Source organism: Rufibacter roseus (assembly GCF_001647285.1).
GTDB lineage: Bacteria > Bacteroidota > Bacteroidia > Cytophagales > Hymenobacteraceae > Nibribacter > Nibribacter roseus.
In genome coordinates, this window is the sequence record NZ_LRML01000001.1 from 116,218 (window position 1) to 134,630 (window position 18,413).

An 18,413-nucleotide genomic window follows, 5' to 3' on the forward strand; every position below is an offset into this window, starting at 1 on the left:
TAAAATCATGTAATGCAAAAGGCTGTGGATTTCCACAGCCCTTTTGCATTACATGATGGAGATATACTAACGTGAAATAGCAACCACAAAAGACACCACCGTTAAAATAATGCCTATCATAAAAATAGTATAGGAAATACGTAGCAATCGGTACTTTTTACTTAGAACATCTCCCAAGTAATAAATATCGGTAATCATGTTGTTGTACAGCGAGCTTTTGTCGCGCATGATGTCATGCATACCAGCCTGAAAATCTTCTAGCGGAATTTTAGTAAAGTTTCCGAAGAACAGCAGGTTAATGCGTCTGCTCTTTAACTTATTTGGTTTTAGTCGGAAACTGGTTACCTCAGGCTGCGCTGAAATAATGGCAGAAATAACGGAAGCAAGTGTAGTGGCCAGCAGTATACCCACCGGTATCATCAAGATAGGGTTGCGCGTAAATTCAGCACCAATGATAGAAGACTTGGTACCTAAATAAGTAATGATAATAGACATGATAATGGCGTTGAGGCTAATCATCATGTTTGCTTTGTTATCAGCAATGGCACTTAAACTAATGTGGTTGTCATAAGTGCTTTTAAACATGGTTTCTATACCACGTTTAGGCTGTGCCAGTGTTTCGCGCTTTTGTTTCTCCTTCTTCTTTTTCTTTTTAGTAAGGTCAAGTAAGTGGTTGCGCTGTTCTTGAATATTTGCGCTTAACTGCTTTGAGTATTTGGCCTGAGCCGGCTGCGACCTGAAACTAACAGACAGCAGAAAGTCCAGCTGGTATTGGGCCCATTCCAAATCAGAGAAGGTGCGGTCCAGGTAAATCTCCCACTCCACCCGTAGTAGCTCGGCGGTAGCGAAGAAGGTTTCTTTGCCAATGTTGGCAATGTCGGCGTCAACTAAAATATCTTCCAGCAGATGGTGCGTCAGTTGACCATGCTTGGTAGCCATGATGCAACGCGAAACTTGGTTAATTTTATCTTCGGGGTATTTTTCTTCTTTCAGAAAAGCCGTGGCAATCTCAATGCTTTCGTCTTCGTGGTTTTCATAGGTGCTGATATAACCCGTATCATGAAACCAGGCTGCCAACAACAATACTTCCATCTCCTCTTCGGGTAGCTGGTAGGCCTCTGCTAATTGGCGCGCCTCTTTCACCACTTCAAACGTATGCTTGTAGTTGTGATAGACTAGTTTCTTAGACAGCTTCTCTTTGAAAAGCGCAAACACATAATTGCCCGCTTTTCTGATGAGGTCTTCTTTTTCCATAAATAAAGTAGGAGCGGTAAGGCCCGTAGCGCTTGTTCACAAGAACAAGAGTGGTTACATCAGTTATAGTTGAATCCAAAGGTTTACAACGCTAAAAGTGCCTGCAAGGTTAGCTTCATCTTTTTGCGTTTTTCATCTGTTTCTATAAAAACAAGCCTAAAACAGCTGTCCATAATGTTGAGCCATAATGGTTCAAGTACATAACTCATTGGCTTTTATACAAGTTAGGTTTTAGTTGAATTTTGTATGACCTCATTTGGCTTATCTGCCGTACCTGTTTTAGAGCTTTTTTTGAAAAATTAGCTCAAAATACATGTATGAACTGTTGAAGAGGTAGGGCGCAAGATCAGTAGGTGTAATGCTGCCGCTAAACTTCAAAATGGTGGAATTGAATGACCTTCCGCACATGAAAGAAAGGTGTATCAGCCGAATTATTGAAGTCGGGATTTAAACAAGAGAGGGTGGTGATGGAGCTGATAGGCATAACCTGATAACCCAAACAAGGTAGCTTACGTCTTAGGCAGCATAGATATATAGAATTAGAACAGTATTTAACGGTAGGGTTTTCATCCTAGGGATGATATACACGTATAACTACCAATTTACTGGCCCAGTTGCATTAGAATCTGAAAACCAAATGCGAAAAGCTAAGATCGCTTTGCCATTCTTTACATGAAAAAAAAGTACTCCTTCCTTCTACTTCCGTTGGTGTTGTTCTGCTTTCTACAAAGCTGTAGCAGTTCTAAGCCATATTATGCTCCTCCTGCTCTAAACTGGCAGCAGACTACCCCCCAAGATTCTTCTGAACTTACCTACAGCGTCTTCCTGATTGGCGATGCCGGTGCACCTGTAACGGATAAGCCCGACCCTACGCTTATGCTGCTCAGGTCTCAGATTGAAGTGGCTGGTGAAAACAGCGCTGTGGTGTTTCTGGGGGATAATATTTACCACAACGGCTTGCCCGAGCCCAATGCGTATGATCGCAAAACGGCCGAGGAACGCATGACGACCCAGTTGAATGTGCTCAAGGGCTACAAAGGCGAAAAATACATGATACCCGGAAACCATGACTGGGGCGGGGGCAGTGGCTCACCAGACGGCTGGAACGCTGTAATCAGAGAAGAGCGCTTTGTAGAAGAATACCTTGCCGACAGTAATATAGTGGTAGGTACTGACTTCTTTGTGCCGGGTAATGGATGCCCTGGACCATTTGAGGTGCGTATTGCAGATGATATTGTTTTGATTGCGCTAGACTCGCACTGGTGGCTGCACCCTTATGATAAGCCATATGGTGATGACAACATCTGCGGAGTGGTGAACGAAGTAGACATGCTAGTACAGTTGGAAGATGTCATTGACAAAAACAAAGACAAAAACATAGTAGTGGTGGCACACCACCCGCTCTTTAGTAATGGTATACACGGGGGATATTTTAACCTAGTAGACCATTTGTTTCCGCTTACTATTATTCGGAAGTGGTGGGCTCTGCCTTTGCCTATCATTGGTTCTATTTACCCGTTGTCGCGCAAATACGGCGGAATTGCCCAAGATATTCCGCACCCTAGCTATCAGGCTTACATCAAAGGCTTACTTGGTGTCTTTGAGAAGTATGACAACATCATTTACGCGGCAGGCCATGAGCACAACCTGCAGTATTTTAAAATGGGCAAGCTACCCCAGATAGTAAGCGGTTCAGGCTGTAAAACCCAACACGTATCAGATGGCGGAGACGCTGTTTTTGCCCAAAAGATTCAAGGTTTTGCCAGAGTGAACTATTACCGGAACGGTGAGGCTTGGGTTGAGTATTGGGCAGCTGACCCAAATGTGGAAGGCGGTTCTTTATTGTTGTTCCGTACCCCTATGTATACCAAAGCCAAGGTGAAAGAAGAAGAGCTGGCACAGGTAGACATAGATTACACTGACAGCACGGTTGTGGTGCCTGCCAATCCGCGTTATGCTGCCGGTAACTTAAAGCAAGGATTCCTAGGCAAACACTACCGGGCCGAGTGGCTAACGCCAGTTAAAATGCCGGTAATAGACTTAGGCGAGGAAAAGGGAGGCTTAGTGCCTTACAAAAAAGGCGGAGGCAAGCAAACCACCACTTTGAAGTTGCGAAACGAAGAAGGGCGTCAGTACTCGCTCCGTTCCGTTAATAAAGATCCAACCAGTGTACTGCCAGAAGAGTTGCAGGAAACCTTTGCCCGTGATTTGTTGCAAGACCAGATATCAGCACAGCATCCGTATGGTGCAGTGGTGGCAGCTAGCTTGGCAGGGCCGGCTGGGGTGCTGCACTCCAACCCTAAATTAGTGTATGTGCCTAATGACCCGCGCCTGCGTCAGTACCTTGATGAGTTTGGAAGCACCGTGGCTTTCTTTGAGGAAGACGCAGACGAAGATCATTCAGATGTAGCCAGCTTGGGCAACGCCACCAATTTAGTAGGTACCGAGAAAGTATTGGAGCGCAAGCGCAATGACCATGACAACCGAGTGGATGAGGTGGAATTTGCCCGTGCCCGCCTGCTAGACATGCTCATTGGTGACTGGGACCGCCACGAGGGCCAATGGAGGTGGGCCGAAACCAAGTTTGGAGACGACAGCCGTCTGTTCAGACCAGTGCCCGAAGACCGTGATGTGGCTTTTTTCAAAGCTGACGGTCTGGTGCCATGGCTTGCTAGTCGGCGGTGGGCAATCCGTAATTTTCAAAACTTTGGCTATGACTATAGTGATTATAAAGGGCTAAACCTGACTGCGCTCACCTCAGACCGCACGTTTTTGTCAAGCGTTACCCGCGGTCAGTGGGTTAAAGTAGCCAATGACATACAAGCAGCACTAACAGATTCAGTTATAGCAGATGCTGTGCGCCAAATGCCACCAGAAGTGTATCCGCTTTCAGGGCCAGAGATTGTTGCAAAGTTGAAATCTAGAAGAGACAAACTGGTGCAGGTGGCTGAGAAGTACTACACTCACCTGGCTGAGGCTGTAGATGTGACAGGAAGTGATAAGCGCGAAAAGTTTGAGGTTATCCGGATCAACGATAAAGAGACGGAGGTAACCATGCGCAAAATCAACAAAGAAGGAGAAGTTAGCCGAATCTTATACCAGCGCCGCTTTTTCAAAAATGAAACCGAAGAAATAAGGCTTTACGGGCTTGGCGGCGATGATATTTTTGAGGTAAACGGAACGGTAGATGACGGTATCATGATCCGAATAATTGGCGGGGAAGGAAATGACACCATTATTGATAGATCGGTGGTGAAAGGTTGGGGAGCCAAAACGAAAGTGTATGATAACTCAGAGGAAGAGAACGTGATCTCATGGGGGCCTGAAACGGAAGACAAAACCCAGCCTTTTAGAGAAGTAAACCTATATGACCGCGACAATTACAAACTATCTTACTTCGGGCCCCGCCTGTCTGTAGAATTCAACGTAGACGATGGCTTGTTTTTAGGTGGCGGAGTAATGTACCGGAATCATAAGTTCAGAAAAGAGCCATTTGCCTCAGAACATTATTTAAGGGCTAACTACGCCTTTGCCACCAGCGCTTACAACATACGGTATGACGCTGAATTCAAGCAGGTATTCAACGACAAACTGGACATTGGTTTAAAAGCAGCCGTGTTTGGACCACAGTACCAAATAAATTTCTTTGGACTAGGTAACGAAACCGAAATGACCGAAGATGTTGAATATTATAGAGTTCGGCTTTCCCGCGTTTTGTTTTCACCAACTATCAATACCGGCTACTCCAGATACGTAAGGGTGGGCATTGGCCCGTACTATGACCAGTACAGGGTGCAGCACTGGCCTGGGCATTTCGTAGATGACTACTTTGGCGAAGAAGTTTTCGGGACTGATAGATTTACCGGTGTAAGAGCCTTTGTTAATCTGCAGGCGGTAAGTACCCCGGTTAATCCGCGCATTGGTTTAAAGTGGCTGAACGAGTTTACCTATAACCATCAGTTGAACGGTGAGAAGACCAACTTTGGCAGGGTGGGTTCTGAATTTATCTTCTACATAGGACCGCGCCTTCCATTTCAGTTAACCTTGGCAGCCCGGTTTGGGGGAGCGCATAATTTCGGTGATTTTCCATTCTACCTGGCCAATACATTGGGTGGTCTCAGCAACCTGAGGGGTTACCGCCGTACCCGTTTTGCCGGGCGCAGCACCTTGTATCAGAACACAGAGCTACGGCTTGAGCTGTTCAGGTTCAACATGTACCTGTTCCCAGGTAAGTTTGGTATCATGGGGCTGGTAGACCACGGCCGTGTTTGGGCTGACGGAGAGACATCAGACAAAATACACCGTGGCGTAGGTGGCGGTATTTGGGTTGATATTCTAAAACAGGCGGTGATCAATGCCACATACTCTAAGGGAGAAGACGAAAACGTGTTTAATCTCAATTTTGGGTTCTTGTTCTAGACCGCAAAGTTTTATTGGAAGCAACAGGTGCGATATGAAGAAAATTTTAGCAGCATTAATTTGTATTGTTTGCGGAAGCGGACAGGAGACAGTTTTAGCGCAAGGTCTTTTCACCGATTCAATCAGGGCGGCCCAGGCAGCCGTTAGCCCCAAAGAATTGGCGAACCCCTCAGTAATTGGCATGGGCAAGAGCAGAGGAGTGGTGGTGCGCTATGAGTCACAGCCGCGCTTTGGGTTAAAGTCTACCGGAATGCGTGAAGGGATAAAAGACGCTGAGGTAGGTGTACTTAGAGGTAACCAATTTGAGTTCAAAGCTTACGCCCCCGTTTGGAACAGGCCACACCTGAAAATAATTTTAGGTGGAGGTTATCAGATTGAAGAGTTTAACTTCAAAGATCCGGCGGTGCTGCAGTACCCTCTTTATCGCACACTGGAGGATAAAGACTTGCGCTCGCTCAACGGACAAATTCTGTTCTTGCGCCCAATAAATGACAGAAACTACTTAGTCTTCAGATTGAAAGGTGAGTTGAACGGAGATTATGGAAAACACTCTGACATCAGCTTTAGCCGGTACATGAGAACTTCCATGGAAGCTATTTACGGCTGGAAGAAAAGTCCGTTCCTTTCTTACGGTATTGGTGTGCAGCTAGGGTACAACTTTGGGCGCCAGACCATTTACCCGGCCTTGCTTTACAACCGTACCTTTAACGACCGGTGGGGAGTAGAAGCTATTTTCCCTGCTAATGTCACCTTCCGGAGAAACCTTTCAGAGAAATCATTTCTGTACATGGGCTACCGTATAGAGGGGGCTACTTACAACATTGGTATGGAAGAGCATGAACCCTATAATCAATTTGAAACAATTGAATTGCGGAAGTCTGAAATCAGGGGCCGGCTGCGGTGGGACCGTGAAATCTACGACTTTTTGTGGTTTGGCGTTGAAACAGGCTACCGCTACAACCACCGGTTTAACGTATACAACGGCCGTGACAGAAAGGGAGTGCCTCTCATTGAAAACCACATAAAAGATGCTGTTTTCTTTAATGTGGAAGTGTTTCTGGTGCCACCCCGCCGTTTCTTAAAACAATAAGCTGAAACATGTTTTCAAGCTGTTTTTGCGAAAACAGCCTAATAACGGAAAGGGCTTTCTCTTATGAGAAGGCCCTTTCCGTTTTATCAGTAAGTGTCTTTTGCCTTTGCCTACTTTTTAATTTCCATTTCAAAAAATGAAAATAAGAAGACCTCTGGTTCTAATTACTGTCCTCAGAGGCAGTTCGACGTACATCTGAAGCTTGGTCATTTAAATAGGCATAGATAGCATACTGAGCCCGTGTTGAGGTAGAAGGATTATCTGAAACCCAATATTTGTTGTCGGTGGTACGGGCTTTTTGGTTGTCTTGCAACTGAATATTAATAATGTGCCTGATCTCTTTCTGCAGCTCCGGGATGTAAAGCGGGAAACCAACTTCAACCCGACGGCTGAGGTTACGGTTCATCCAATCAGCAGAGGCAATGAAAGTTTTCTCATCGCCACCGTTGCCGAAAATATACACCCGGCCATGTTCCAGGTAACGGTCTACAATACTACGTACGGTAATATTTTCACTTATGCCAGGCACGCCTGGTACAAGGCAGCAAATGCCTCTCACCAGCATCTCAATCTTCACTCCGGCTTGGCTGGCTTCATACAATTGCTGAATCATGCGCCGGTCTTGCAGAGCGTTAATCTTGATGATCATGTAAGCTGGTTTCCCTTCCTGCGCCAAACGCATTTCATTTTGAATAAGCGCTTCAAAGCCGCTGCGCAGGTTGAAAGGTGACACCAACAGATGCTCAAAGTTATACTCATGGCTTTGGTCAACCAGAAAGTTAAACACGTGTGCCAGTTCGTTGGTGAGGCGCTCGTCAGTAGTGAAAAAGGCGTGGTCGGTGTAGATTTTAGAAGTCTGCTCGTTGTAGTTACCGGTACTCAAATAAGCATACTGCACTGCCTTGCTGCCTTCCTGACGGGTGACTAAACCTATTTTGCTGTGCACCTTTAGGTCTGGCACTCCATAAATAACGTTGGCACCAGCTTTCTCCAGTTTATTACCCCAGAAAATATTTGATTCTTCGTCAAAACGAGCTTTCAACTCTACCACCACCGTTACCAATTTCCCGTGTTCCGCGGCTCTGATCAAGGCCTTGGCAACTTTAGATTTACTGGCTACTCGGTACAGCGTCACACTAATGCTGGTAACAGCTGGGTCATCGGCGGCTTCTTCAAAGAAGCGCAGCACATGATCGAATTTCTGGTAGGGGTAATGCACCAAAAACTCCTTCTCCTTCATGGCAGCCAAAATACTGGTCGCATTTTCCAGTTCTGGGTGAGGTAGCTGTGGGTGCGGCTCATAATAAAGCTCCGGCATGTCAAACTTCGGGAAGCTGAAAAAGTCGCGGAAGTTGTGGTACCGGCTGCCCACTACCAGCTCGTCTTTTGAAAGCCCAATGCGATCTAAAAGGGCCTGTAGTAGGTTTCCAGGAGTTTCAGGGTCGTATAACAAGCGGCTAGGGCGGCCTTTCTCCCTCTTCTTCAGGCTCTTTCTGATTTTAGCCATCAAGTTGCCCGAAACCTCCTCTTCTATATCTAATTCGGCGTCTCTGGAAAGTTTTACCGCATAGGCTTCTACGTGGGCAAAACCTGGGAAAAGCTCCGCAAGCCCCACTCTTATCACGTCGTCTAGCATGATGACGTAGTGCTCACCCTGCTCAACGGGCAGTTCCACAAACCGCGAGCCGTGCTTCTGGGTTGGCACCTCTAAGATAGCATGCTGCTCTTGTTTGTCTTCGTGCGGCACCAACTTAACCATGAGGTACACAGTCTGGTCTTTCAGAAACAAAGGGCTGGGGTTAGAGCTGAAAATAATAGGCACCAAAAGAGGCTTTACCTGGCGACGGAAGTAATCAAGTGCCATCAGGCGTTGCCCGTCATGGCACTCCTGCTCGTTAATTAAGTGAATGTGCTCTTTGCGTAGTTCAGGCAACAGCTCATTTCTGAACACTTGCCCAAACTCTTTCTGCTGACGAGTAACTTCTTCTAAAATTTCATCAAGCTCCTGAGCCGGATCTCTTCTCAGTTTCTCGCGGGTCTTCTTTTTTAGCTTTACTAATCGGCGCATGGTAGCTACCCGCACCTTAAAGTATTCATCTAAGTTAGAAGAGAAAATGGCCAAAAAGTTGAGGCGCTCCAGTAGAGGAACCCTTGGGTCTTTGGCTTCTTGCAGCACCCGGTAATTAAAGGCAAGCCAGCTTAGCTCACGGCTTAGCAGGGGCATGTTCTGTTCCTGAGAATCTGAGTCTGTGAGGTTATCTTGGTCAGGTATGTTTTTTGCAGTCATGGTGGTCTTGAAAATGTGTTTCGCCTACAGATAGGCCATGGCTAGCGGTACTTCTTTGGGTAATCCAAAAAGTGGAGATTGCCATTTTCTGCCGAGACTTGTCCCCAATAAGTTACGTCAAATTGAATGGCCGCCAAACCGCTGGTGGGCAGGTTCGCAATGCTCTTGTCTGGAGAATACATATTGGCCACCTCCGTAAAAGTGGGGTTGTGGCCTACCAGCATTACGTGTGAATATTCATCGGGCAGCAACTGTACAAACTGAAGCAAGGCAGTAGGGGTGATGTGGTACAGCTCTTCCTGCACCCCAATTTTTTCAGGATCAAACCCTAGTTCTTTGGCCATTAAGGTAGCAGTGGAAAGGGCTCTCACCGCTGAGCTGGAGATAATTAAATCAACATTTACCTTGCGTTCAATCAATTCCTGGGCAATCAAAGGAACGTCTTTCCGTCCTCTTTTCTTAAGAGGGCGGTCATGGTCGCTGAGTTCCTCAAATTTCCAGCTCGACTTGGCGTGTCTTAATAAATATAGCGTCTTCATGTAAATTTTCTAACAGGAAAAGCCACAAAGACGATCAGGTCAGAGTGGCTTTTGTCTTTACTGAAAGCGCCCCTAAATGGTTGTGCTTCGCTTGGTTTTGTTCAAATATACCTTTCGCTCAAAGGGTGTTCCGCTAAACAAAGCATTGCTGACTGCTTGTAGTTTTTGCTGTGATAAAGCCGCAGCCACCAAACGGAGATCAGCAGGAATACTTTGATGAAATCTGCGGTGTTAGAAGGACTGTTCTTGTTATGGTTATGCCTTAAAAAAAAGGAAAGAGGTGCTGTCAAATAGACTGGCACCTCTTCTTTGTTTTTCATGGAATGTTTTTGGGCTAATTTTCAAAAATTAGCTTAAAAACGGCTGTATAACCTGCTGCTATTCCTGCGGCGGCGCATTGTTAGGATAGCGCTCAAAATGAATTCTGGAAACATGTTCCAGCAAAACGCGCCTCAGTTCATCTATGTTGGTTTTGTTGGCCGCCGAGATAAACACAGCCGGAGTATGCTCACGGGCCATGTACGAAGAGCCTAATTCGGCAATGTCTGGGCGGGCATCGGGGTGTTCTTCACGCAGCTCCTGCTCTCGCTGCTCCATGTACAAATCAGTTTTGTTGAATACCAGAATCACCGGTTTTTCAGCCGACTGTATGTCTTTCAGCGTCTCGTTCACCACGGCAATATGTTCTTCAAACGAAGGGTGAGATACATCTACCACGTGCAGCAGCAGGTCCGACTCTCTGATTTCATCTAGCGTAGACTTAAAGCTTTCTATCAGTTTGGTGGGGAGTTTCCGGATGAACCCTACCGTGTCAGAAAGCAGGAACGGAATGTTATCTATTACCACCTTGCGCACCGTGGCATCTACCGTTGCAAACAACTTGTTCTCGGCAAACACATCTGATTTAGAGAGCAGGTTCATGAGCGTTGATTTACCTACGTTGGTATAGCCCACTAAAGATACACGCACTATACCCGAGCGTGACTTGCGCTGCTCATAGTTCTGTTTGTCAAACTTCTCCAGCTTCTCTTTCAGCAACGTGATTTTATCACGGACAATCCGGCGGTCAGTCTCGATTTCGGTTTCACCGGGACCACGCATGGCCACGCCCCCACCTTTCTGCCGGCTTAAGTGAGTCCACATGTTGGTCAGGCGAGGAAGTAAGTAGCGGTACTGGGCTAGTTCTACCTGCGCCCGGGCAGTGGCCGTCTGGGCACGAAGCGCGAAAATATCCAGAATCAGTAAGCTGCGGTCAATGATTTTCACCTCCAGCTCACGCTCAAGGTTTCGTACCTGAGAAGGGGAGAGATCATCATCGAAAATGACCATGTCTACTTTATGCTCTTTCACATAAGCGGTAATTTCCTCCAGTTTGCCTTTGCCTACATAGGTGCGCATGTCTGGCTTATCCAGCTTCTGGATAAAGCGCTTTAAGGTTTTAGCGCCTACGGTTTCGGTTAGAAACGCCAGCTCATCCAGATACTCTTTCGTTTTCTCGTCGGTTTGGCGCCAGGCAGGTACGGCCACTAATACAGCGGTTTCCTGTTCTTTGGCCGTTACGTGCAGTTGGTTTCTCATCTATTATAATTAATGAACAATGATTAATGAATAATGAACAATGGGCAATGAACTATAATTATTGATTAAATGGAAATTACTGTTTTTAGCCTCCTTTTCAGAAAACAGGCTGAAAACAGCTCCCCATAAAAACTAGGAGACTCAGAATAATCATTAGTCATTAATCATTGCTCATTAACAACGTGTATTGTGCCAGGGCTTCTATTTCCTGCTCCGTTAACTGTGATCGGTAGCCGGGCATTAAACCGCTGCCATTGGCAATGACTTCTTTCCTTTCTTGGGCAGAGAGTTCACTTTGCTGTAAGTTGGAAGCGCCGCCTGTACCTTTCTGTCCGTCTTCTCCATGGCAGGTAGCACAAACTTGGCTGTAAATAGCTTTGGTGTTGGCTAGCTGGGTGTCTTCCATTTCTGACAGTATAGGGTTGCCTGCCGCCTTTGAGGTAGGTGCTTCTGCAGAAAGCGAAGTTTCTTGTAGCCTTGCCGCAGCCTCTCTTTTATCAGGACGCATTTTTAAACTTTTAGTTTCGGCCACCCCGTACACGTACAGAAAAATCAGCAGACTTACTCCAGCCAGTATCTTGCTGTGTTTCTTGATGCCTACAATAGCCAATGGAATGGCTGCCAGCACCAGCAGAATCTTTACCCCTAGCCATGTTGGCCAAGAGCCGTTGTAGCTGAAGGCCAACCAGGCGCCAGTCACCAAAATCAGAAGGCCAAAAACTATGTCCAGCATTTTTGTATAAGAACGAGCCTTATCTAGCGCTGTAGACTTATTCATAAACAACAATGCCACTTTGTACAAGAAAAGCAGCAGAAACAGTATAACCACTAACAGGTGTGAATGTAAGAGAGGGGTGGTCATTGATAAATAAAGTTTGTTGTAAGCTGTGGCAACGCAAAGAAAGTACAAAGGTGCCGAAATTTGCAGTAAGACCTACAGTTTCTGCGTATTGCTAGAGGTTTAGAGTAAACGCTGTTATCTTTGTACTATACTTTCCCCTTCGCTCATGCGCATTGCCATTGTAATCAATAAATCCTGGAACATTTTCAATTTTAGGCTCAGTCTGGTGAAAGCTTTACTTCATGCCGGCCATGAAGTAGTAGCCATTGCTCCTGAAGATGCCTACTCGGCTAAGCTTGTTGCCGAAGGTTGTGGATTTGTACCGCTCACCATGGAAAGCAAAGGCACCAACCCAGTAAAGGACATGCTGCTGATCCGGGATTTCTACAAGGCCTACAAAAAGGTAAAGCCCGATGTGATTTTGCAATACACTATAAAGCCCAACATTTATGGAAGCATAGCCGCCAAAATGGCCGGCATTCCTACCATCAATAATGTGTCGGGTTTAGGGACAGTGTTTATTGTGCAAAACCTGGTGTCAAAAATTGCGATGGCCTTATACAAATTCTCATTCCAGTTTCCTGCCAAAGTTTTTTTCCAGAACAATGATGATAAGCAGCTTTTCTTAGAGCGTAAGCTGGTGCGGGAAGAAATAACAGAAGTGATTCCAGGGTCCGGTATAGACACCAAGAGTTTTCAGCCTGCGGCAGCATTCAAACGGCAAGAACCCTTTGTTTTTCTGATGGTGTCAAGGGCGCTTTATGAGAAAGGACTGGTGGAGTACGTAGAGGCCAGCAAAATACTGAAGGCAAAGTACCCAAATGTGCGCGTGCAGCTATTAGGTGCCATTGATGAGGAAGGCAATATCGGGATTAAGCGATCATTGGTAGAACAGTGGGCGCAGGAGGGGTGGTTAGAGTACCTTGGTACTTCTGATGACGTAGCCAGTGTAGTGCATGGCGCAGACTGCGTAGTGCTGCCCTCTTACCGCGAAGGCACGCCCCGTACCCTGCTAGAAGCAGCTGCCCTAGGGAAACCTATTGTAACGACCAATGTGCCCGGTTGTAAAGAAACTGTGGTAGATGGCTATAATGGTTATCTTTGTGAGGTGCGTAACGGTGCCGATTTAGCTGCTAAAATGGAGCAGGTATACTTGTTGCCGGAGCTGCAACTGCAGACCATGGGCCAGAACAGCCGCCAATTGGCCGAAGATAAGTTTGACGAGAAGTACGTAATTGACCGCTATTTTGCGGCTATAGAAGAGGCAACAAAATAATAATTGAATTAGTGATTGAGTGAATAAGATTCCTCAAGCACTCATTCGCTCATTAAAAAGATATGCAAATAAAGAACTATCCATTAGCAGATGTGGTGGAAATTACCCCTCGGGTTTTCGCCGATGAACGCGGGGCCTTTTTAGAAACCTTTAGCGCAAAAGAATATGCTGGGATAGGGATAACACACAATTTCATGCAGGACAATCTTTCAGTTTCTAAAAAAGACGTCTTGCGTGGGCTTCATTTTCAGAAGCCTCCTTTTGCACAGGCTAAAATCGTGAGCGTCGTGGTAGGTAAAGCACAAGATGTTGTTGTGGATATTAGAAGAGGCTCTCCAACCTATGGACAGTATGCTACTTGCATACTAGAGGCTGAGAAACGGAACCAACTTTTTGTGCCAGTAGGGTTTGCCCATGGGTTTGTGGCTCTGGAAGAAGGTACCATCTTTACCTACAAATGCAGCAACTATTACAACAAAGAGTCTGAAGGAGGCTTGCTTTGGAATGATCCGGCTTTGGGAATTGACTGGGGCATTGAAAACCCGCTGGTTTCTGAGAAAGATGAAGTTCTGCCCACCTTGGCTGAATTTGAATCTCCTTTTTAAAAGGAATAAAAAACAAGAAAGCCTCCCAAGTTTAACTTCAGACTTAGGAGGCTTTCTTGCTTTTCACCTGTTTTTCTAAAAATAAGCCAAAAACAGATGGCTTTATAGTAGATCCACCACTGTCTCTAAACCAATGCCTCTAGAGCCCTTCACCAGTACATGGCTGTCGCGGATGGGGTGGTCTTTAATCCATTGCATGAGAGCGCTTTTCTCAGCAAAATAGCGGAATTCAGGATGCTCCTCCGCGGCGTAGCGCATCTCTTTCCCGCAGATAAAAACTTCTGAGAAGCCTAAGCCAGCTATCTGATTTCCCAATAGTTTATGTTCTGCCTCACTTTCCTGGCCCATTTCCAGCATATCACCTAGAATAACCACCTTACGGTCTCCGGCCATTTGAGCGAAGTTTGCAACGGCCGCAGCCATAGAGCTAGGGTTGGCATTGTAAGCATCAAGTAAGATAGTGTTAGTGTCTTTCTGGACTATCTGAGAGCGGTTGTTTACTGGAGCGTAACCTGCAATAGCGGCGTTAATTTCTTCATGCGGAACCCCAAAATACTGACCAATGCAAGCAGCAGCGGCCATGTTTTCGAAATTATAAGAGCCCATGAGGTGCGTGTGTACTTCTTCGCCGTTGGCGGCACGGTAAATCACTTGTGGGGCGACTTGCAGTAATTCAGCAGAATAATCATCCTGAGGTTGATAATACGTGACTTTATTGGCTAGTCTGCGTACCATGCGCATGAGGTGATCGTTAGAAGTATTGACGAACACTATGCCATTGGTTTTATCTAAGTGCAGGTAAAGTTCACTTTTGGCGCGGGCCACACCCTCTAAGCTGCCGAAGCCTTCTAAGTGCGCCTTGCCAATGTTGGTGATGATGCCATGTGTAGGCAGTGAGTAAGAGCAGAGTTCGGCTATGTCACCGGGGTGGTTGGCACCCATTTCAATAATGGCCAACTCGTGTTCAGGGTGTATGCTTAACAAGGTAAGCGGCACCCCAATGTGGTTGTTCAGGTTGCCTTTGGTGCAGAGCACATTGAACCTACGGCTTAACACAGCATTGATGAGTTCTTTGGTAGTGGTTTTGCCGTTAGAACCCGTGATACCGATAAACGGAATAGAGAGTTGCTGCCGGTGGTGCAGCGCTAAAGCCTGTAAAGATTTTAAAGTGTCTGTAACCTGAATAATATTGGGGCCTGTTACCTCTGGATCTTGTACCACAGCATAGCGGGCACCTTTGTCAAGAGCCTGCTGGGCAAATTGGCTGCCTTTGAAGTTAGGGCCGTCTAAGGCAAAAAAGAGGGTGTTATCTTGCTCCGCTCTGGAATCAGTGCTTACTTTCCGGCATTCCAGGTATTTCTGGTAAAGGTGCTGAAGGGGCTCCATCATATTAAAAATGGTTTAAAGTCTTATCTGAATAAATAAAGAATGAACCGTGCAATAAAGGTACTAGCCTTTTTTACAAGTTGTTTAGCCATAACGGCGCAATCTGTTCTTGGCCAAAAACTCATCCGGTTTCAGGAAGTACAAGGACCAGAAGTCTTGGTACAAGGGCAAACCTTGCCGCAGCCTTGGATTGGGGGCTTAAACAGCCCCCAGTTTTCAGCCATTGACTTAAACTTAGACGGGCAAGACGATCTGTTTGTTTTTGACCGAAGTTCCCAACGTATCATCACCTTTCTGGCAGTACAACGCAACGGGCAGTGGGGCTACCAACATGCGCCACAGTTTGAAGCTGCTTTTCCAACGGACCTTCGGATGTTTGCCTTATTGCGCGATTATAACAATGACGGAGACCCAGATATATTCACGGCTACCAATCAGGGTATAATGGTTTATAAAAACATTTCTGCCACAGTAGGTAAGCTCGCGTTTGATCTGGCTTACCCCATTTTATATTTTAATACGGATGCAAATTTATTAGTTGGGTCAGAAGATTTACCAGCCATTGCAGATATGGATGGTGACGGAGATTTAGATATTCTGACGTGGGAGTGGTCTGGCGGTATTAAACTTGAGTATTTTCAGAATCAAAGGGAAGAGCTGGGTTTGCCAAGTCATGAGTTGAAGTTCACCAAAACAAGCAATTGGTGGGGGCAGGTTACCCGTTGCGTGGGCTCCTGTAACAACTACAGATTCAATGACCACTGTCCCTCTTCGCATCACATAGGTGGCTCCAGCGTTTTGCCGTTAGATGTTGACGGCAACGGAGTGTTAGATATAGTGGTAGGCCACGACGACTGCCCAGATTTGGTGAGCTTGATGAATACCGGAACTAATTTGTTGCCTAAGATTACAAGTGCCCAATACAACCTTCCGCCCGACATTGCAGGCAAACATTTCAGCGTTTTTCCGGCGGCTTATTATTTAGATGTCACGTTTGACGGTGTTCCTGACTTAGTAGTGGCGCCTAATGCCACTGCCAATTCTCACCAAAACGTGGACTTAGGTACTTCTACATGGTTTTTTGCTAATACCGGAACTGCTGCTCAACCTCGTTTTGAAAGTGCAAAACAGCCCTTCCTGCAAAACCAGATGATAGATGTGGGGGAGGGAGCGGCTCCAGCTTTAGGAAATCTCTTAGGCTCTGGTAACCCAGACCTGCTGATAGGCAATACCGCAGTTCTGAAAAACAACAGGTACGCTGCTTCCCTGGCGTTGTATAAAAATGTTATCATCTCCGGAAAGCCCACCCTGCAGTTAGTAGAAAGCGATTATCTTGGTTTGTCAGAACAACTGCTACTGAACCTGAAGCCCCAACTGATAGACCTCAATGCTGATGGTGCCACTGATTTGGTGTACAGTGCCTACAATCAAAATACAACAAGAGTGGAGTTGAAATACCTGCTGAACCAAGCATCTGCAGGTCAGCCAGCGCAATTTACGCTTGCCTCTGCAGTGCCCATGACGGGGGTGCTGTTCTTCAGGGGTGACACTCCTTATCTGTTTGACATTGATCAGGACGGTACCTTTGATTTATTAGTAGGTCGTGCCTCCGGAGCGCTGCAATATTACCGGAACAGCGGCAGTTCAACCGCACCAACCTGGGAACTGGTATCTGAGGGCTTGGGAGGCATAGTGGCAAACGGGGAGCGCCGTAGGTTGCAGATAGCCGTCTCTGATTTGAACCAAGACAACCAGCCAAATTTACTCACCTCAGATGACAGTGGGCAGCTGCGGCTCTACCCTAATTTCATGGAAAACATCTCTGGTACTTTTCAGGCTGAAGAAGATGTGCTCTGGCAGCCTTTCTATCAGAAATACTCACCGCTTCGCTTAGGAGTGGGCATGGCCTTAGCCACTGGAGATTTCTATAACAGTGGCACACCGGCAGTACTTGTTGGTACCCATACCGGCGGAATCCGTTACTTCCAGGTCAACTCAGGCCCGTTGGGAGCTAAAGAACCAAGCCAATGGTCAGAAAATGTGCAGGTGTACCCTAATCCGGCGCAAGACTTTGTTCAATTGGTTACAGAGAAGCCTGCTGCCTTTACCCTGCATAATTTAGCTGGAGTAAAAGTAGCCGAGGGGAACACCAAAGCTCAAAAAGTGCAGCAGCTAGACACTCAGCACTTGCCAGCAGGGCTCTACTTGCTTCGGTTCATTTCCAGCAACGGGCAAACTACTACCCACAAATTAGTGATTCAGCGGTAGGCCAACCAAGAACTCTGGTTTAATCTGTAAGGGTGAAGTTGTCTGCGTCTATGTTCCAGGGGAGCTTTTCACGAGTTTCCTCCAGGTGTTCTTTTGATAAAACAACGGTGGTTACTGCTTCTTCGTGTTCGTGGTGCGTCAGTTCTTCGCCTAATAGGTTATAGCAAGAGGTGTCGCCGGCGTAGAGGTGGCCGTTCCCATCGGTGCCTACTCGGTTCACGCCAATGCTGTACGCTAAATTCTCTATGGCACGGGCGCGGAGCAGTGTTTGCCACGCCAAGCGGCGTTTGTTGGGCCAGCTGGCAATGTAGATAACCACATCATAAGTAATGGGTGTGTTGCGGGAGAAAACCGGGAAGCGCAAATCATAGCATACCAACGGGCAGATGCGCCAGCCTTTCAACTCAACAATCAGCCGTTCTTTGCCGGGGCTATAGGTTTCACACTCGCCGGCCATTCTGAAGAGGTGGCGTTTGTCATACTTTTCAAAGGTGCCATCGGGGCGCATCCAGATGAGTCGGTTATAATAGTTGCCTTGGTCTTTGATGATGAGGCTGCCCATCACTACAGATTTTTGCGCCTGTGCCATTTTCCGCATCCAAGCTACGGTTTCGCCGTTCATTTCTTCAGCCAAGGCAGGGGCGTCCATACTAAAGCCAGTAGAAAACATTTCTGGTAGCACAATAAGATCTGTTTCGGGCAGCAGGAGCATCTTTTCTTCGAACATTGCTCTATTGGCGGCAACATTATGCCAGTGTAAATCAGACTGAATCAAAGAAACGCGTAGGTCCATTATGTGAAATCTATGTTAAGAATTTGCAATACCTGTAGGTGACAAGGTAACTTACACGCAGGAATTACTTATAAAGA

Annotated in this window: 12 protein-coding genes; 5 read left to right on the top strand and 7 right to left on the bottom strand. The window is 46.5% G+C overall.

Features of this window, described 5'->3' with window-relative positions; all coding sequences use genetic code 11:
- Nucleotides 1-66: 66 nt before the first annotated feature.
- Nucleotides 67-1,254 carry a Pycsar system effector family protein gene (locus tag A8O23_RS00390; protein WP_066615246.1) on the bottom strand — a complete coding sequence of 396 codons (1,188 nt, stop codon included), beginning with the start codon at nucleotides 1,252-1,254 and terminating at the stop codon, nucleotides 67-69.
- 672 nt (nucleotides 1,255-1,926) lie between these two features.
- Between A8O23_RS00390 and A8O23_RS00395 the strand changes: the two genes are divergently transcribed.
- Both A8O23_RS00395 and A8O23_RS00400 read left to right on the top strand, forming a co-directional pair.
- Nucleotides 1,927-5,673, top strand: coding sequence for a metallophosphoesterase (locus tag A8O23_RS00395; RefSeq protein WP_066615247.1), 3,747 nt, complete (start codon nucleotides 1,927-1,929; stop codon nucleotides 5,671-5,673).
- Nucleotides 5,674-5,707: 34 nt separating this feature from the next.
- Complete coding sequence (locus A8O23_RS00400; protein WP_066615249.1) at nucleotides 5,708-6,763, top strand: DUF6268 family outer membrane beta-barrel protein; 1,056 nt, start codon at nucleotides 5,708-5,710, stop codon at nucleotides 6,761-6,763.
- A gap of 160 nt (nucleotides 6,764-6,923) precedes the next feature.
- Here A8O23_RS00400 and ppk1 read toward each other — a convergent pair whose 3' ends face one another.
- From ppk1 to A8O23_RS00425, 4 genes are all read right to left on the bottom strand, one after another.
- Complete coding sequence (ppk1, locus tag A8O23_RS00405) at nucleotides 6,924-9,050, bottom strand: polyphosphate kinase 1 (protein WP_074988276.1); 2,127 nt, start codon at nucleotides 9,048-9,050, stop codon at nucleotides 6,924-6,926.
- A 41-nt stretch (nucleotides 9,051-9,091) separates the two neighbouring features.
- Nucleotides 9,092-9,589, bottom strand: coding sequence for a SixA phosphatase family protein (locus tag A8O23_RS00410; RefSeq protein ID WP_066615251.1), 498 nt, complete (start codon nucleotides 9,587-9,589; stop codon nucleotides 9,092-9,094).
- 378 nt (nucleotides 9,590-9,967) lie between these two features.
- Nucleotides 9,968-11,167, bottom strand: coding sequence for a GTPase HflX (gene hflX, locus A8O23_RS00420; RefSeq protein ID WP_066615255.1), 1,200 nt, complete (start codon nucleotides 11,165-11,167; stop codon nucleotides 9,968-9,970).
- 160 nt (nucleotides 11,168-11,327) lie between these two features.
- The gene (locus A8O23_RS00425) at nucleotides 11,328-12,029 is read right to left on the bottom strand and encodes a SirB2 family protein (RefSeq protein ID WP_066615257.1); all 702 of its coding nucleotides are present in this window, start codon (nucleotides 12,027-12,029) and stop codon (nucleotides 11,328-11,330) included.
- Between the two features lie 145 nt (nucleotides 12,030-12,174).
- On the opposite strand from A8O23_RS00425, the gene A8O23_RS00430 reads away from it, so the two are divergent.
- Both A8O23_RS00430 and rfbC read left to right on the top strand, forming a co-directional pair.
- Nucleotides 12,175-13,284, top strand: a complete 1,110-nt coding sequence (locus A8O23_RS00430) for a glycosyltransferase family 4 protein (RefSeq protein WP_066615259.1) — start codon at nucleotides 12,175-12,177, stop codon at nucleotides 13,282-13,284.
- A gap of 62 nt (nucleotides 13,285-13,346) precedes the next feature.
- Entirely contained in the window at nucleotides 13,347-13,889 is a 543-nt protein-coding gene (rfbC, locus tag A8O23_RS00435) for a dTDP-4-dehydrorhamnose 3,5-epimerase (protein ID WP_066615261.1), read from the top strand.
- A gap of 102 nt (nucleotides 13,890-13,991) precedes the next feature.
- Here the strand turns inward: rfbC and A8O23_RS00440 are convergent, their stop codons facing one another.
- Nucleotides 13,992-15,278, bottom strand: coding sequence for a UDP-N-acetylmuramoyl-tripeptide--D-alanyl-D-alanine ligase (locus A8O23_RS00440; protein WP_082882816.1), 1,287 nt, complete (start codon nucleotides 15,276-15,278; stop codon nucleotides 13,992-13,994).
- Between the two features lie 39 nt (nucleotides 15,279-15,317).
- Between A8O23_RS00440 and A8O23_RS00445 the strand changes: the two genes are divergently transcribed.
- Complete coding sequence (locus A8O23_RS00445) at nucleotides 15,318-17,543, top strand: T9SS type A sorting domain-containing protein (protein ID WP_066615266.1); 2,226 nt, start codon at nucleotides 15,318-15,320, stop codon at nucleotides 17,541-17,543.
- Nucleotides 17,544-17,562: 19 nt separating this feature from the next.
- Here A8O23_RS00445 and A8O23_RS00450 read toward each other — a convergent pair whose 3' ends face one another.
- A complete protein-coding gene (locus tag A8O23_RS00450; RefSeq protein ID WP_066615270.1) occupies nucleotides 17,563-18,336 on the bottom strand; it encodes an amidohydrolase in 774 nt (257 codons plus the stop codon).
- Nucleotides 18,337-18,413 lie beyond the last annotated feature (77 nt).

Excerpts from the sequence above, each read along its gene's own strand:
- A8O23_RS00430 (WP_066615259.1), top strand. The coding sequence starts at position 12,175 with ATGCGCATTGCCATTGTAATCAATAAATCCTGGAACATTTTCAATTTT.
- A8O23_RS00425 (WP_066615257.1), bottom strand. The coding sequence starts at position 12,029 with ATGACCACCCCTCTCTTACATTCACACCTGTTAGTGGTTATACTGTTT.
- A8O23_RS00440 (WP_082882816.1), bottom strand. The coding sequence starts at position 15,278 with ATGATGGAGCCCCTTCAGCACCTTTACCAGAAATACCTGGAATGCCGG.
- ppk1 (WP_074988276.1), bottom strand. The coding sequence starts at position 9,050 with ATGACTGCAAAAAACATACCTGACCAAGATAACCTCACAGACTCAGAT.
- A8O23_RS00390 (WP_066615246.1), bottom strand. The coding sequence starts at position 1,254 with ATGGAAAAAGAAGACCTCATCAGAAAAGCGGGCAATTATGTGTTTGCG.
- A8O23_RS00450 (WP_066615270.1), bottom strand. The coding sequence starts at position 18,336 with ATGGACCTACGCGTTTCTTTGATTCAGTCTGATTTACACTGGCATAAT.
- A8O23_RS00445 (WP_066615266.1), top strand. The coding sequence starts at position 15,318 with ATGAACCGTGCAATAAAGGTACTAGCCTTTTTTACAAGTTGTTTAGCC.
- hflX (WP_066615255.1), bottom strand. The coding sequence starts at position 11,167 with ATGAGAAACCAACTGCACGTAACGGCCAAAGAACAGGAAACCGCTGTA.
- A8O23_RS00410 (WP_066615251.1), bottom strand. The coding sequence starts at position 9,589 with ATGAAGACGCTATATTTATTAAGACACGCCAAGTCGAGCTGGAAATTT.
- A8O23_RS00400 (WP_066615249.1), top strand. The coding sequence starts at position 5,708 with ATGAAGAAAATTTTAGCAGCATTAATTTGTATTGTTTGCGGAAGCGGA.
- A8O23_RS00395 (WP_066615247.1), top strand. The coding sequence starts at position 1,927 with ATGAAAAAAAAGTACTCCTTCCTTCTACTTCCGTTGGTGTTGTTCTGC.
- rfbC (WP_066615261.1), top strand. The coding sequence starts at position 13,347 with ATGCAAATAAAGAACTATCCATTAGCAGATGTGGTGGAAATTACCCCT.